The sequence below is a fragment of the Massilia sp. 01N417 genome (genome assembly GCF_056399645.1).
In genome coordinates this window covers 1-13,945 of record NZ_JBFTRS010000016.1, presented here as the reverse complement: position 1 = coordinate 13,945, position 13,945 = coordinate 1, and the positions used below count along the sequence as shown (strand labels likewise).

Genomic DNA, 13,945 nt, shown 5'->3' with positions numbered 1-13,945 from the left:
TGGGTTCCTTGATTCAGCAGATTCAGTAAAGGGTGCGCAGCTTCAGCCTGAACGGCACGACGCCCGCGCAAGGGTGGCCGCCGCATTGCGCCGGCTTGTACTTGAGAAGGCCGGCGCCGGCCGCGATCAGGTCCCGGAATTTGGCGTCGATGGTGGTCATCGTGGTCACCGAGGTCACATTGGCGTCCGCGTCCAGCGCGACGTAGACGAGGATGTCGTCCATCATCTGCATATGGCGGACCAGCGACACCAGCAGCTTGTACAACTCCTTGCCACCTTTCAGTGGATAGGCTGGCTGGTCGCCGGCGTCGAGCGCCGGGTAGTAAGAGCGGACCAGCCGCTGCTGGTCCGGCGTCAGCTCGTCGAAGTCCCGGTCCAGCGGCAAGGTCGAGTAGACCACCTTGTTCCGGATGTGCGAACCCGTCGGGTCGTCGCCCGACAAGAGCCAGAACCTGGCCGAGGCCGTGGCGGCGGAGGCGCGCTCGGCCGGCACGTCGACCCTGATATCGTCCACGAAGCGCACCTCGGCGCGGCGCTCGCTGCCGGCAAAGGTCATGATGCCCTTGCCGTCGCGCTTGCCGTTCTTCCACTCGCCCTCATACGAACCGCCCAGCATGTAGCTCATGGTGCCGATACCGTCGGGCTTGCCGTTTTTCCATTCGCCCTCGTACATGTCGCCATTCGAGAGCCGCGCCTTGGCAAAGCCATTGATGATGGGGCCGTGATAGGTACCGGCGGTGGGGATCGCGAGCTGGATCTCGGGCTGGGATGGCACGGTCGCTTCTACGGGCGGCGTGACGCCCCCCAGGGCAAGACCCAGGGCGGACAGGAAAACTGCGGACCGCATGGACGGCTCCTTACGAGTTCGGATGCATTAATTTTCAGTCAACTTGTTACTGCCAGTCAATAAAAAATTGCAACGTGGTAAAGCCGCGTCCTTGCAGCCCGCATCAGCCCGGCTCAGGATGCCTGGACCGCCTCCGGTGGCGTCACTTCCATCTGGCGATGTTCGCCGGCCAGAGGCTGGCGGGTTTCCATCGACCGGATCAGCTCCTCCATCTCCGGATCGCCCTGCCGGCGCAGCTCGAGGTAGCGGGCCAGCGCATTGTCCAGCGCCGGCAGCAGGATGCCGCGTTCGCTGGTCATCGCCGTGTAGGCCGGGCGGGCGGCGACGAAGCCGCAGTCCGCTGACGGCTTCGCTTCCAGGCGGCTGGCGTCCACCCCGGCGGCCTGGGCAGCCTTGGCGGCCAGTTCGGCCCAGGTGACGCCGCCGGCGTTGGCCAGGTGCCAGATCCCGGCCTCGCCGTCGATGGCGAGATCCAGGCAGGCGTGCACCAGGTCCGGCACATAGGTCGGCGAGACCGTCATGTCGCTGGCGGCCGTGAAGGCGTCGCCGCGCTCGAGCGCCTGCAGGGCCAGGGTGACGAAGTTGTGCCGGTCCCAGGGGCCGAAGAAGGCGGAGGTCCGCACCACCAGGGCGCCGGGATGCTTGTCCAGCACGCGCTGTTCGGCTTCCGCCTTGCTGCGGCCGTACACGTTCAGCGGCGACACCGTACTGCTCTCGGCATAGGGCGCTTCCTGGCGGCCGTCGAACACCAGGTCGCTGGAAAAGGTGGTCAGGTGGATGCCGTGGCGGGCGCAGGCGGCGGCCAGGATCGCCGGCCCGATCGCGTTCTCGCGCATGCAGCGCTCGACGTCGTTCTCGGCGTCGTCGACGCGCACATAGCCGGCGGTATTGATCACCGCCCATGGCCGGTGATGGGCCAGCGCGCGCTCGACCGAGTCGGGGTCGGTGATGTCCATGTCCTGGCGCGACAGCAGGCGGAAGGCCAGGTGGCGCTTGCGGCAGAGATGGGCGAAGGCGCGGCCCAGGGTGCCGCTGGCGCCGGTGATCAGGATCGGGCGGCTGCCTGTTCCGACCAGGGTGTGGCCGTCGGCCGTGATCGAGGTGACGGCGGCCGGGGTCGCCACCGGCGGGCACAGGAAGCGGCCCGGACGGCGCCACCAGCCCTGGCCGCGCAGCACCGGGTGCGACAGCGGCTGGTTCGAGGCCAGCTCGCGCATCATGCGCGCCAGCGCGGTCGGGCGCGGCTCGGGCGAACGGACGTCGAAGGGGCCGGGCTCGTAATAGCCGCGGTTCTGCGTGACCAGGCTGTTCCAGTCGAAGGAACCGAGCAGGGACCAGACCGTCACGGCGCGCAGGTCGACGCCGTTGGCGCGGACTTCCTTGGCCGCTTCCCAGATCTCCAGCAGCCAGCGCAGCTGGTCTTCGCGGTTGGCGTCGATGTGGGCTTCGGTAACGGCCAGCGGGATGCGGTAGCGGTCCCACACTTCCGCCAGCAGCGGGGCGATGCCGGCGGTCGGCGTCGCCAGCGCGCGCGAGGCTTCGATGTCGGCGCAGGGAATGCCGTCGGCGGTGCCGCGGTGGTGCTGCGGGTAGCGTTCGGGGCGGTGATCCAGCCAGCGCTCGCTGGTAACGTAGTAGTTGACGCCGATGATGTCGGGCGGGCAGGGGTTCTCGCGGAACCACAGGAGTTCTTCCGCGGGGATGCCGGTGCCGGTCAGGTAGTTCCACAGGCCGTGTTCGGGGCCGACCATGCCGCACAGCAGGTCCCAGGCCAGCCAGCGGCGCTCGTTGTAGAACTCGGCCACGTGGGCCAGTTCCGGCGTGCTGTAGGTCTTGCCGAGGTCGTCCGTCTGGACCAGCTTGGCGTTCGGGTTGACGGCGCGGATCGCGCGCATGGCCAGCACCACCGCGCGGCACTGGACCAGCAGGGCCTGGATGAAAGTGCGGTCGTCGCGGCCGTGCGGATACCAGACGCCGTAGAGGCCGGCGAAGCGGGCGGTGGTGCAGGGTTCGTTGACCGGGGTGTAGTACTCCAGCCAGGGATAGCGCGCGGCCACGGCGCCGGCATACTCGGCCAGCTGTTCGGCAAAGGCCGGGTCGACCAGGCTGGTATGGCGCGGGCCGCTGCCGTGGTGGACCAGGCCGGCGATCGGGGTGACGCCGGCTTCGCGCAGGGCGTTCAGGCGTTCGTCGGGCCAGCTCCAGTCGGCATGGGCGATGCCGTCCGGGGCGGTACGCTCCCAGATGATCGGATAGCGGATCGCACGGATGCCGAGGGAGGCGAAGCGCTCGATGTCGGCCGGACGGGTGGCGTGGCCGTTGCGATCGAGCTGGTGGAAATAGTCATCGCGGACGCGATTGACGGTGCATTCGAGACCGCCCCAGAGTTGCAGCGGTCGGTTGTGGTGGCTGTTCGTGCTCTTCGTAGAATCCATAAATCACCAATCTATTAAATTTATTGCAACAAAAAATTCATGGAACTCCCTTCCGGTCCAGGATGTCAGGGGTATCGGTAAGCTGGCGGTTGACAGCGCTGCGGCAACCTGTAACCATGCCATCATGAATTTTTCGAATACACATTTCGTTCTCGTTTCCTGGTGGCGCCGCTAAGCGCGCGCGGCCAGAGAGTTGAATGTGAATCAATGAACGCCGCCTCGATTCAAGGTGGCGTTGTCAATGGCGCGGCAGGATCGGGGCAAGGATAAAAAGGAACCCCGATGAGTCAGCAAACCCCCACCGCTACCAGCTCCGTCATCCTGACCGGCGACCGTCCCACCGGGCCGCTGCATCTCGGCCACTTCGTCGGCAGCCTGCGTAATCGCGTCACTTACCAGGATCAATATCGCCAATTCATCATGCTCGCGGACGCCCAGGCGCTCACGGACAACATGGATGACATAGGTAAGGTACACCGGAACGTGATCGAGGTGGCGCTCGATTACCTTGCCGTAGGGATCGATCCGGCCAAGTCGACCATCCTGATCCAGTCCCAGATTCCGGAACTGGCCGAGCTGACCTTCTATTACCTGAACCTGGTGACCGTCGCCCGCCTCGAGCGCAACCCGACCGTCAAGGCCGAAATCGTGCAGCGCGGCTTCGAGCGCGATATCCCGGCCGGCTTCCTGACCTACCCGGCCAGCCAGGCCGCCGACATCACCGCCTTCAAGGCCGGCATCGTGCCGGTCGGCGACGACCAGATCCCGATGATCGAGCAGTGCAACGAGATCGTGCGCAAGTTCAACCGCACCTACGGCCAGGGCAAGGACATCCTGGTCGAGGCCAAGGCGATCGTGCCGGAAGTCGGCCGCCTGCCGGGCACCGACGGCCGCGCCAAGATGAGCAAGTCGCTGGGCAATACCATCAACCTGGGCGCCAGCGCCGACGAGATCCGCGCCGCCGTCAAGCAGGTCTACACCGACCCGCTGCACCTGAAGGTCTCGGACCGGGGCCACCTGGAAGGCAACGTCGCCTTCATCTATCTGGATGCCTTCGACACCGACAAGGAAGGCCTGGCCGAGATGAAAGCCCACTACACCCGCGGCGGCCTGGGCGACTCGGTCGTCAAGAAGCGCCTGGAGGGCATCCTGCAGGAGATGCTGGCGCCGATCCGCGCCCGCCGCGAGGAATTCGCCAAGGACAAGGGCCAGGTCATGCAGATCCTGAAGGACGGCACTTTCAAGGCGCGCGAAGTGGCGGCGCAGACCATGGACGAAGTGCGCCAGGCGCTGGGCTTGTCCTATTTCTGATCCCGCCGGTAGCGCGATCCGCTACCCCGGGTAGCGCGCGGCGGCGGCCCCGGATCCGGGGCTGGTGCGCGTTCTTCGAAAATGGCAAGCTGCGAGGGTTGCCATCCTTGAAGGAGAATGCCGCCATGAACAAAGGCCTGCGCCTGACCGAAACCTGGATGCACCGTGCCCTGTGGCTGGTGGCCGTCATCTTTGCCGGCTTCCTGATCGGCCTCGGCGGCAAGGTGATCGACAACCTGGGCGGGCTCGATCCGGCGCCGACCGCGCAGGCCATGCTGGAGCCGGCCGCGGCGGCGCAGACCAGGGCGCAAATCGACCGTGCGGCCAGGGTGCGCGAGGAAGCCGGGCGCGCGCTTGACCAGGCCGAGCAGAAGCATGAGGTCGCCCAGGCCAATACGCGCAGCGCGCGCGAGACCTTCCACAACTGGCTCGCCACCCGCCATGCCACCGTGCGGCCGGACCAGGATGCCGAGCTGATAGCACGTACCCGCGCGCTGGACGGCCTGGCGCAGGACGAACGGACGGCGCTGGCCGCGGTGGAAGCCCAGCGCCAGGTCCGGCTGGATGCGGCCCAGGCCGAGCAGAAGGCGCGGCAAGACTATGAGGCGCTGCTGGAACCGGCCCGGGAGCGGGCCGCGCAGGCCGCGCGCCGCGCCGAGCTGCACGTCTTCCTGTACCGCCTGGCGCTGACCCTGCCGCTGCTGCTGACCGCCGGCTGGCTGTTCCGGCACAAGCGCAACAGCACCTACTGGCCCTTCGCCTGGGGCTTCATCTTCTTTGCCCTGTTCGCCTTCTTCTTCGAACTGGTGCCCTACCTGCCCAGCTATGGCGGCTATGTGCGCTACCTCGTCGGCATCCTGCTGACGGTGGGCGGCGGCCGCTACGCGATCCGCTGGCTGCAAACCTACCTGGCGCGCCAGAAGGCGATCGAAGCCATGCCCGGACAGCAGCGCAAGACCGGCATGCGCTACGACCTCGTGATGGGGCGCATCGGCAAGGGCCTGTGCCCGTCCTGCGAGCGGCCCGCCAACTACAAGGACGAGACCCTGGCGCATTGCCCGCATTGCGGCTTCCAGTTGTTCGACCGCTGCCCGGTGTGCACGGTGCGCAAGAATGCCTTGATGCGCTTCTGTTTTTCCTGCGGAACGCCGGCGAATACCAGCCTGGCCGATTGAGTTCAGCCGCCGTTGAACTCGCGTCCGTCGATCGGGATGTCGAGGGTGAAGGTGGTGCCGGCCTGTTCCGAACTGTCGAGCACCACGGTGCCGCCGTGGCGCTTGGCGACTTCCTGGACGAAGGGCAGGCCGATGCCCCAGCCGATCTTCTCCGACTGTTCGCCGCGGTTCAGGTATTCGAAGATGTCCTTGCGCCTGTCGTCGGGGATCGGATTGCCGCTGTTGTGGACCGAGATGACGACCCGGCCGTGGGTCTGGGCGACCTTCACGCTCACCAGCTTTCCGTCGCCGTACTTGGCCGCGTTCAGGGCCAGGTTTTCGAGGGCGCGCCGGAGCGCGCTTTCGTTCCACCAGCCGGTCACGGCTTCGCCGCTCACCTCGCAGTGCGCCGAGGTGGTGTCGTCGACGTGTTCGCCGACCTTGTTCGCCAGCGCCAGCGCATCCACCTGGGCCAGGGGCAGGGCGGCGGCGTGGGGGGCAGGCTGGGCGATGGCGTCGAGCTGTTCCTGGATCATCTTTTCCAGGCGCAAGCCATTGTCCAGGATCTTCCGGGCGATCTTGTCCGGCTTGTCCGGATTGGCCGCCAGCAGCAGTTCCGCCCCGGAGATGATGACGGACAGCGGGCTGCGCATGTCGTGCGTGAGCGAGGCGGCGACCCGTTCGCGGAAGGTTCGCTGCAGGGCCGTGAACTCTTCGATGGCGTCGCGGATCGCCTGGTCGAAGGAGGAGCGGATGATGCGGGCTTCCTCGCCGCTGAACTGGATGCCGTGCCGTTTGGCGACCTCGAACAGGACGTCGCGCAGCAGCTGGTATTCGTGGACGATCTCGACCGCCTTGTAGTCGGTCGTGCGCGCCCGCTCGCTGCCGTGGCCGGTGGCGGCGGTCGAATCGCTGGCCCCGTTTGCGCGCTCGAATCCCGGGCTGAGCGCTTCCGCGATGTTCCCGTAGAACAAGGGGAGGGTATCGAGCAGCACGGGATGGCTGACTTCATCCGCGCCCTGGATCAGGCTGCGTACACGTTTTTCCCATTCGGCAAAAACATCGTCGCGGATGGCCAGTACTTTCCTGGATTGCTCGGATAAGTTCTTGGTGCTGGACTGTTGATTGGTCGAAAGCATCATCAAAGGGCCGGACCGGTGCGCGCCGCGCGTCCCGGCCCGGCATCGTCCTCAGCCCTGCAGATCGGCCGGCACCTTGCCGCCGTTTTGCGCCAGCTTGGTCATGACCTGCTTGTGCAGCCAGATGTTCATGGTGGCCGAATCGTTGGTGTCGCCGGTGTAGTTCAGCTCGGCCGCCAGTTCCTTGCGCGCCTGCAGGCTGCTGTCCAGGTTCAGCAGTTTCAGCAGGTCGACGATCGAGGTGCGCCAGTTCAGCTGCTGGCCCGACTGTTTTTGCATATTCGTCAGGATCTCCTCGACGTCCACCTGCTGGTTCAGGGTAGAAGCCGGCGCGGCCGCGGCCCCGGTGGTGCCGGTGTTCTGCGCCGGCGCGGCCTGCGGCTGCTGGGCCGGTGCCTGCTGGGGCGGCGGCACGTTCTGCTGGCCGCCGGGTGCGCCGGCCGGCGCCTGGGTGCCGGCCTGGGTGGCTGCCGGATGGTGGGACGGGAAGATCTTGTGGAAGATGTCGCCTAGGATACCCATTTAATTCTCCTTTGTTTAATGACGTTGCATGCCTTGCGCCATATGGCCCAGTGCGATCGCCAGCGCGGCGCCGCCGAGGGCTTTTACCAGGGTCGGATGCTGCGAATAGAAATTGCCCATCTGGTCGACGATGCCTGGATTCTGCTGTTCCGCGTGAGCGGCGATGTCCTGCACCTGCTGCGGCGAGAGCTGGGAAGCCTGTTCCGGCGTGACGCGGGTCTGGCCGCCGCCGAGGATATTGCCGAGCGCGCCGCCGGCCACCGACGACAGCAGGGACGGACCGACACTGGCGAGCAGCTGGTTCAGCATGCCGGCGCGCTGGTCCGGGTTGCTGTTGCCGAACAGCTGGCCGACCATCTGCGGGAAGGGCGGCGTCTGGTCCGAGCGCAGCGCCTGGGTCACGCCGCGCGCCACCTCTTCCTGGGGCGCCTGTTGCGCCACGCGCTCGAAGTCGTCCTCGGCCTGCGCATGGTTGGGGCTGGCGCCGCCGCCCAGGTATTGCTGCAGCAGGTTGCCTAGATCGAATCCCATGATTTTCCTCCGGTGTTGAGACAGTCGAACAGCGAGGGTAGGCGCTTCGGCCGGATTTCTCCGTACGTTCATTAACGGACAGTGCGGACAGCCTGGACAAGCAGGGGCTTTCGCGCGGATGGCCATGCTCTCTATAATTGCGTAATTACAACAACAAGGCGGACCAAGAGATCATGCGCTTCAGCACAACCCTGGCGGCCATCGTGGTGGCCGCCGCTTTCCTTCCGGCCGCGTCCGTCGCCCGGGCCGGCAATACGGCCATGCAGGCCGGCGAGCACCAGACCGTCGTCAACGGCGTGCGCCTGTGGTACAAGGTCGCCGGCCAGGGAGCCGGCACGCCGCTGCTGTTCCTGCACGGCGGCCCCGGCTACAACAGCTACAGCTTCGAGGCCCAGGCCGGCAAGGCCCTGGAAGGGAAGCTCAGGATGATCTACCTGGACCAGCGCGGCAGCGGGCGTTCCGAGCGTCCCTGGACCGGTGCCTATTCCATGCCGATCATGGTCGAGGACATCGAAGCCCTGCGCAAGCAGCTCGGGGTGCCGAAGCTGGCGCTGATGGGCCATTCCTTCGGCGGCGCCCTGGCGCTCGAGTACGCCGCCGCCTATCCCGGGCACGTCGACAGGCTGGTGCTGGTCAGCGCGGCGTCGAGCATTCCCGATGCCTGCGCCGCCCGCGTGGCCTTCCTGGCGCAGCGCTATCCGGCCGACCTGCAGAAGGCGCGCGCCGCCGCCGCCGAGCGCAAGGAAACGCCGGACGAGTGCTACTTCGCCTTCAACTCGGTGGCCGACGATATCCGCGAGCGCGTCAACGACGAGACCATGTTCCCGGACATGAAACGGGTGGCCGAGCAGCGCGAGGTCGATGCGAAGAGCGGCCTGCGCAATACCGGCGAACTGGGCGGCGCCTTGTGGAACAGCGGCTTCCTGTCCTATCGCTTCACCCGCTTCGACCGCCTGACCATGCCGGTGCTGGTGATGGCCGGGGAAGAGGATTACGCGATCGGCCTGCCGGCCCAGCGCGCGCTTGCCAGGGCCTTGCCGAAGGCGACGCTGGTCGAGTACGCCGGCGCCGGCCACTTCCCCTATCTGGACCTGTCGCAGCGTTTCAACAACGATGTGGTGGGCTTCCTGAAGTCCGCCAACTAAGGCCCTTTCCGTATGGACACCATGAGCGGCGGGGCGTAAGCTGCCGTTCATGACGCCCTATCTGCCCATCCTCCTGTTCGCCGCCCTGTATGCGGCCGCGACCCTTGCCTGGAGCCTGCCGCCGGCGGTCGGCGCCGCCTATCTGGCGCTGAGCGTGGTCTGCTTCTTCAGCTATGCGCTGGACAAGTCGGCGGCGCGGCGCGGCGCACGGCGCACCCCGGAAAGCAGGCTGCTGGTGCTGGGCCTGCTGGGCGGCTGGCCGGGCGCCCTGGTGGCCCAGCAATGGCTGCGGCACAAGACGGTCAAGCAGCCTTTCCGCCGGATGTTCTGGGGCACGGTGGCGCTCAACCTGGCGGTTTTCCTGGTCTTGTCGGCACGCGGATAGGAGAGCGAAGCATGTGGCGCTACCCCAAAGTCCTGGCGCATCGCGGCGGCGGCACCCTGGCGCCGGAAAACACCTTCGCCGGCCTGAGACGCGGCATGCGCGCGGGTTTCCGCGCCATCGAATACGACGTCATGCTGGCGCGCGACGGCGTGCCCATCGTGATGCACGACCCCTGGCTGGGCCGCACCGTCGCCGGCTCCGGCAAGATCTGCGACTACGACGCGCTGGAACTGGCCGGCATGGACGCCGGCGCCTGGTTCGGCCGCGCCTACGAGGGCGAGCCGGTGCCGCTGTTCGTCGAGTTCGCGCAATACTGCAAGGTCCACGGCGTGTGGATGAATATCGAGATCAAGCCGGTGCCGGGCCACGACACCGAGACCGGCGCCACGGTCGCGCGCATGGCCGCGGCCCTGTTCGCCGACGAACTGGCGGCCGGACAGCTGGAACGGGCGCCGCTGCTGTCCTCGTTCAGCCAGGCGGCGCTGGAAGCCGCGCGCGAGGCGGCGCCCCGCCTGCCGCGCGCCTGCCTGATGGACGAGCTGCCGCCCGACTGGGAGCGCCGCGCCCGCGCGGTGGATGCGGTCGCCATCCACGTCGATCACCGCTACCTGCGCCCGCGGCAGGCGGCGGAGGTCAAGGCGGCCGGCTTCGGGCTGTTATGCTATACCGTCAACGACCCGGCGCGGGCTGGCGAGCTGCTGGGGTGGGGGGTGGATGCTGTTTGTACCGATCGGATTGATCTGATTGGGGCGGAGTTTGCGGAAACCTAGATCCCGTCGTTCCCGCGAAGGCGGGAACCCAAGGTTGTTTAAGCTAACGAAACGCACGCAGAACTCGGATCCCCGCCTTCGCGGGGACGACGTGCTAACCGTTGTAATTAGTGCAAGCACACCATTCGCGGCCTGCAATTCCCCCCAACAGCTACGCTATAATCATTTTCTTTATATAGCATGCTGCCCTCACACGCCCCTACGACATGAAATCCACCGAAATACGCGAAAAGTTTCTCAAGTTCTTTGAGTCCAAAGGCCACACGATCGTCCGCTCCAGCCCGCTCGTGCCGGGCAACGACCCGACGATGTTGTTGACCAACAGCGGCATGGTGCAGTTCAAGGACGTGTTCCTGGGCCTGGATACCCGTCCGTACAAGCGCGCCACCACCGTGCAGCGCTGCGTGCGCGCCGGCGGCAAGCACAACGACCTGGAAAACGTCGGCTACACCGCGCGCCACCACACCTTCTTCGAGATGCTGGGCAACTTCAGCTTCGGCGACTACTTCAAGCGCGACGCCATCAACTTCGCCTGGGAGCTGCTGACCAAGGTCTACGCGCTCCCTAGCGAGAAGCTGACCATCACCGTCTACTTCGAAGACGACGAAGCCTACGACATCTGGGCCAACGAGATCGGCGTGCCGAAAGAGCGCATCATCCGCATCGGCGACAACAAGGGCGCCCGCTACGCCTCCGACAACTTCTGGCAGATGGCCGACACCGGCCCCTGCGGCCCCTGCACCGAGATCTTCTACGACCACGGCGCCGACATCTGGGGCGGTCCTCCGGGATCAAAGGAAGAGGACGGCGACCGCTTCATCGAGATCTGGAACCTGGTGTTCATGCAGTTCAACCGCGACGAGCAGGGCGTCCTGACCCCGCTGCCGAAGCCGTCGATCGATACCGGCATGGGCCTGGAGCGCCTGGCCGCCGTGCTGCAGCACGTGCACTCGAACTACGAGATCGACCTGTTCCAGCACCTGATCAAGGCCGCCGCCCGCGAAACCGGCGCGACCGATCTCAGCAATAACTCGCTCAAGGTCATCGCCGACCACATCCGCGCATCGAGCTTCCTGATCGTCGACGGCATCATCCCGAGCAGCGAAGGCCACGGCTACGTCCTGCGCCGCATCATCCGCCGCGCGCTGCGCCACGGCTACAAGCTGGGCCAGACCAAACCCTTCTTCTACAAGCTGGTCGAAGACCTCGACATCGAGATGGGCGACGCCTATCCGGAACTGCGCGACGCCAAGGCTCGCGTCATGCAGGTGCTGAAGGCCGAGGAAGAGCGTTTCGGCGAGACCCTGGAAAACGGCATGAAGATCCTGGAAGCCCAGCTGGCCAAGGATCCGCAAAACCTGGATGGCGCCACCGCCTTCACCCTGTACGACACCTACGGCTTCCCGCTGGACCTGACCGCCGACATCTGCCGCGAGCGCAATGTGACGCTGGACGAGGCAGGCTTCGCCGCCGCCATGGAACAGCAGAAGAAGCTGGCCCGCGCCGCCGGCAAGTTCAAGATGGCCGCCAACGTCGAGTACTCGGGCGAGAAGAACAAGTTCGTCGGCTACGAAATGCTGGTCCACAACACCCACGTGGTGGCGCTGTACGCCGACGGCGTCTCGGTGCAGGAGCTGAAGGCCGGCCAGGAAGGCATCGTGGTGCTGGACACCACCCCGTTCTACGCCGAATCCGGCGGCCAGGTGGGCGACAAGGGCGTCATCAAATCCTCGGACGGCCTGTTCGAAGTCGAGGACACCCTGAAGATCCAGGCCGACGTCTTCGGCCACCACGGCGTGTTGCGCTCCGGTTCCCTGAAAGTGGGTAACACGGTCGATGCGCAAGTGGACGAAGCCAAGCGCGCGCGCACCATCCGCAACCACTCGGCCACCCACCTGATGCACAAGGCCCTGCGCGAAGTGCTGGGTTCCCACGTCCAGCAGAAGGGTTCGCTGGTCGATCCGGACAAGACCCGCTTCGACTTCGCCCACAACGCCCCCTTGAGCGCGGAAGAAATCGCGCGTGTCGAGCAGATCGTCAACGCCGAGATCCTGCAGAATCATTCGACCCGTGCCCAGCACATGTCGATGGACGACGCCATCAAGCATGGCGCGATGGCCCTGTTCGGCGAAAAGTACGGCGACACCGTGCGCGTGCTGGACATCGGCTCCTCGAAAGAGCTGTGCGGCGGCGTGCACGTGACCCGTACCGGCGACATCGGCCTGTTCAAGATCGTCTCGGAAGGCGGCGTCGCCGCCGGCATCCGCCGCGTCGAAGCGGTGACGGGCGAGGGCGCGCTGGCATGGGTGCAGGCGACCAACCGCAAGCTGCAGGAAGCCGCGGCCAGCCTGAAGACCAGCCCGGATGAACTGCCGTCGCGTATCGGCCAGGTCCAGGACCAGGTCAAGGCGCTGGAGAAGGAAGTCAACGCGCTGAAGTCGAAGCTGGCAGCGGGCCAGGGCGACGAGCTGGCCGGCAAGGCCGTCGACGTCAACGGCGTGAAGGTGCTGGCCGCCACCATGGAAGGCGCGGACGTGAACGCACTGCGCGAGACCATGGACAAGCTGAAGGACAAGCTGGGGACCGCCGCCATCGTGCTGGCCTCGGTGGCCGAGGGCAAGGTCAGCCTGATCGCCGGCGTCACCAAGGACGCCACCGGCAAGGTCAAGGCCGGCGAGCTGGTCAACTTCGTCGCCCAGCAGGTGGGCGGCAAGGGCGGCGGCCGTCCTGACATGGCCCAGGCCGGCGGTACCGATGCTGCTGCGCTGCCGCAGGCGCTGGCCGGCGTGGCTGGCTGGGTCGGCGAACGCGTTTGATGCGGTAATGTAGCGTGGGCACACCGTGCCCACGCGTTGAACATGTCACGGCCGGGGAAATCCCGGCCGTTGTCATTTCTGTCAATCTCTTGCCGTTGTCACAACGCAACACGGATACCAAATTTTGATGCGGCGCGTCATAATCCCGCAATTGGAGTACCATGCGGGCATCTGCCCCTAAAACCGCAGGCAAATGATGAGCGAAACCATACTCGACACCGGCACCATCGAGGTCCAGAAGGACCTGGATGCACGTGGCTTGAACTGCCCCCTGCCGATCCTCAAGGCCAAGAAGGCCCTCGCAGAACTGGCAAGCGGCGAAGTGCTGCGCATCGTTGCGACCGACACCGGCTCGGTCCGCGACTTCCAGGCCTTCGCCAAGCAGACTGGCAATGCATTGCTGGCGCATACCCACATCAACGGCGAATTCACCTTCTGGCTGCGCCGGAAGTAAGCGCGCGCAAGGACGGCGCAGCGACGCACGGGGCAGGGCAGGAGCAGCCCCGTGTTTTCCATATCCGACTTTCCTACCCGACAAATCGATTTTCCTCAGAATTAGTGGCATCCTTCTAAGTAAAAAACGCACGATCGTGCTTTAATTCTGTGCTGAAGCAGTTTTGCTCTTATAATTCGGATCATTTTTAGTCAGTCACATTCCATTTTTCAAAGGCCCACTATGAAAGTCCTGGTACCCGTCAAACGCGTGGTCGACTACAACGTCAAGGTCCGCGTCAAGTCTGATGGCAGCGGTGTCGATATCGCCAACGTCAAAATGTCGATGAACCCGTTCGACGAGATCGCCCTGGAAGAAGCGACCCGCCTGAAGGAAGCCGGCAAGGTCACCGAGATCGTGGCGGTGACCTGCGGCGTGACCCAGGCCCAGGAAACCC

General features: G+C 65.7%; 13 protein-coding genes. 8 read left to right on the top strand and 5 right to left on the bottom strand.

Annotated features, from left to right (window positions below; translation table 11 throughout):
• Positions 1 to 22: 22 nt before the first annotated feature.
• On the bottom strand, positions 23 to 847 hold the full coding sequence (locus AC1DOQ_RS17110) for a hypothetical protein (RefSeq protein WP_477366703.1): 825 nt from the start codon (positions 845 to 847) through the stop codon (positions 23 to 25).
• 113 nt (positions 848 to 960) lie between these two features.
• Positions 961 to 3,282, bottom strand: a complete 2,322-nt coding sequence (locus AC1DOQ_RS17105) for a family 1 glycosylhydrolase (RefSeq protein WP_477366700.1) — start codon at positions 3,280 to 3,282, stop codon at positions 961 to 963.
• A gap of 282 nt (positions 3,283 to 3,564) precedes the next feature.
• On the opposite strand from AC1DOQ_RS17105, the gene trpS reads away from it, so the two are divergent.
• Entirely contained in the window at positions 3,565 to 4,593 is a 1,029-nt protein-coding gene (trpS, locus tag AC1DOQ_RS17100) for a tryptophan--tRNA ligase (RefSeq protein ID WP_477366697.1), read from the top strand.
• A 125-nt stretch (positions 4,594 to 4,718) separates the two neighbouring features.
• The gene (locus AC1DOQ_RS17095) at positions 4,719 to 5,768 is read left to right on the top strand and encodes a serine endopeptidase (RefSeq protein ID WP_477366694.1); all 1,050 of its coding nucleotides are present in this window, start codon (positions 4,719 to 4,721) and stop codon (positions 5,766 to 5,768) included.
• 2 nt (positions 5,769 to 5,770) lie between these two features.
• Here the strand turns inward: AC1DOQ_RS17095 and AC1DOQ_RS17090 are convergent, their stop codons facing one another.
• From AC1DOQ_RS17090 to AC1DOQ_RS17080, 3 genes are read right to left on the bottom strand one after another with little or no spacing between them, the layout of a single operon-like run.
• Positions 5,771 to 6,889 (bottom strand): sensor histidine kinase, encoded by a 1,119-nt coding sequence (locus tag AC1DOQ_RS17090; protein WP_477366691.1) that lies wholly within the window; start codon positions 6,887 to 6,889, stop codon positions 5,771 to 5,773.
• A 48-nt stretch (positions 6,890 to 6,937) separates the two neighbouring features.
• Positions 6,938 to 7,408, bottom strand: a complete 471-nt coding sequence (locus AC1DOQ_RS17085; protein WP_477366688.1) for a DUF3597 domain-containing protein — start codon at positions 7,406 to 7,408, stop codon at positions 6,938 to 6,940.
• 15 nt (positions 7,409 to 7,423) lie between these two features.
• Positions 7,424 to 7,939 (bottom strand): hypothetical protein, encoded by a 516-nt coding sequence (locus AC1DOQ_RS17080; RefSeq protein WP_477366685.1) that lies wholly within the window; start codon positions 7,937 to 7,939, stop codon positions 7,424 to 7,426.
• A gap of 173 nt (positions 7,940 to 8,112) precedes the next feature.
• Between AC1DOQ_RS17080 and AC1DOQ_RS17075 the strand changes: the two genes are divergently transcribed.
• The 6 genes from AC1DOQ_RS17075 to AC1DOQ_RS17050 all read left to right on the top strand — a co-directional run.
• Entirely contained in the window at positions 8,113 to 9,084 is a 972-nt protein-coding gene (locus tag AC1DOQ_RS17075) for an alpha/beta fold hydrolase (RefSeq protein ID WP_477366682.1), read from the top strand.
• A gap of 49 nt (positions 9,085 to 9,133) precedes the next feature.
• On the top strand, positions 9,134 to 9,469 hold the full coding sequence (locus AC1DOQ_RS17070) for a DUF1294 domain-containing protein (RefSeq protein WP_477366679.1): 336 nt from the start codon (positions 9,134 to 9,136) through the stop codon (positions 9,467 to 9,469).
• An 11-nt stretch (positions 9,470 to 9,480) separates the two neighbouring features.
• The gene (gene ugpQ, locus AC1DOQ_RS17065) at positions 9,481 to 10,239 is read left to right on the top strand and encodes a glycerophosphodiester phosphodiesterase (protein ID WP_477366676.1); all 759 of its coding nucleotides are present in this window, start codon (positions 9,481 to 9,483) and stop codon (positions 10,237 to 10,239) included.
• 206 nt (positions 10,240 to 10,445) lie between these two features.
• A complete protein-coding gene (gene alaS / locus AC1DOQ_RS17060) occupies positions 10,446 to 13,055 on the top strand; it encodes an alanine--tRNA ligase (protein WP_477366673.1) in 2,610 nt (869 codons plus the stop codon).
• Positions 13,056 to 13,281: 226 nt separating this feature from the next.
• Entirely contained in the window at positions 13,282 to 13,509 is a 228-nt protein-coding gene (locus AC1DOQ_RS17055) for a sulfurtransferase TusA family protein (RefSeq protein WP_036238555.1), read from the top strand.
• 222 nt (positions 13,510 to 13,731) lie between these two features.
• The coding region (locus AC1DOQ_RS17050; RefSeq protein ID WP_477366670.1) for an electron transfer flavoprotein subunit beta/FixA family protein at positions 13,732 to 13,945 on the top strand (214 nt) is incomplete at its 3' end.

What these genes read in the sequence shown, in the direction of transcription:
- AC1DOQ_RS17110 (WP_477366703.1), bottom strand. Translation starts at nt 847, where the DNA reads ATGCGGTCCGCAGTTTTCCTGTCCGCCCTGGGTCTTGCCCTGGGGGGC.
- AC1DOQ_RS17105 (WP_477366700.1), bottom strand. Translation starts at nt 3,282, where the DNA reads ATGGATTCTACGAAGAGCACGAACAGCCACCACAACCGACCGCTGCAA.
- trpS (WP_477366697.1), top strand. Translation starts at nt 3,565, where the DNA reads ATGAGTCAGCAAACCCCCACCGCTACCAGCTCCGTCATCCTGACCGGC.
- AC1DOQ_RS17095 (WP_477366694.1), top strand. Translation starts at nt 4,719, where the DNA reads ATGAACAAAGGCCTGCGCCTGACCGAAACCTGGATGCACCGTGCCCTG.
- AC1DOQ_RS17090 (WP_477366691.1), bottom strand. Translation starts at nt 6,889, where the DNA reads ATGATGCTTTCGACCAATCAACAGTCCAGCACCAAGAACTTATCCGAG.
- AC1DOQ_RS17085 (WP_477366688.1), bottom strand. Translation starts at nt 7,408, where the DNA reads ATGGGTATCCTAGGCGACATCTTCCACAAGATCTTCCCGTCCCACCAT.
- AC1DOQ_RS17080 (WP_477366685.1), bottom strand. Translation starts at nt 7,939, where the DNA reads ATGGGATTCGATCTAGGCAACCTGCTGCAGCAATACCTGGGCGGCGGC.
- AC1DOQ_RS17075 (WP_477366682.1), top strand. Translation starts at nt 8,113, where the DNA reads ATGCGCTTCAGCACAACCCTGGCGGCCATCGTGGTGGCCGCCGCTTTC.
- AC1DOQ_RS17070 (WP_477366679.1), top strand. Translation starts at nt 9,134, where the DNA reads ATGACGCCCTATCTGCCCATCCTCCTGTTCGCCGCCCTGTATGCGGCC.
- ugpQ (WP_477366676.1), top strand. Translation starts at nt 9,481, where the DNA reads ATGTGGCGCTACCCCAAAGTCCTGGCGCATCGCGGCGGCGGCACCCTG.
- alaS (WP_477366673.1), top strand. Translation starts at nt 10,446, where the DNA reads ATGAAATCCACCGAAATACGCGAAAAGTTTCTCAAGTTCTTTGAGTCC.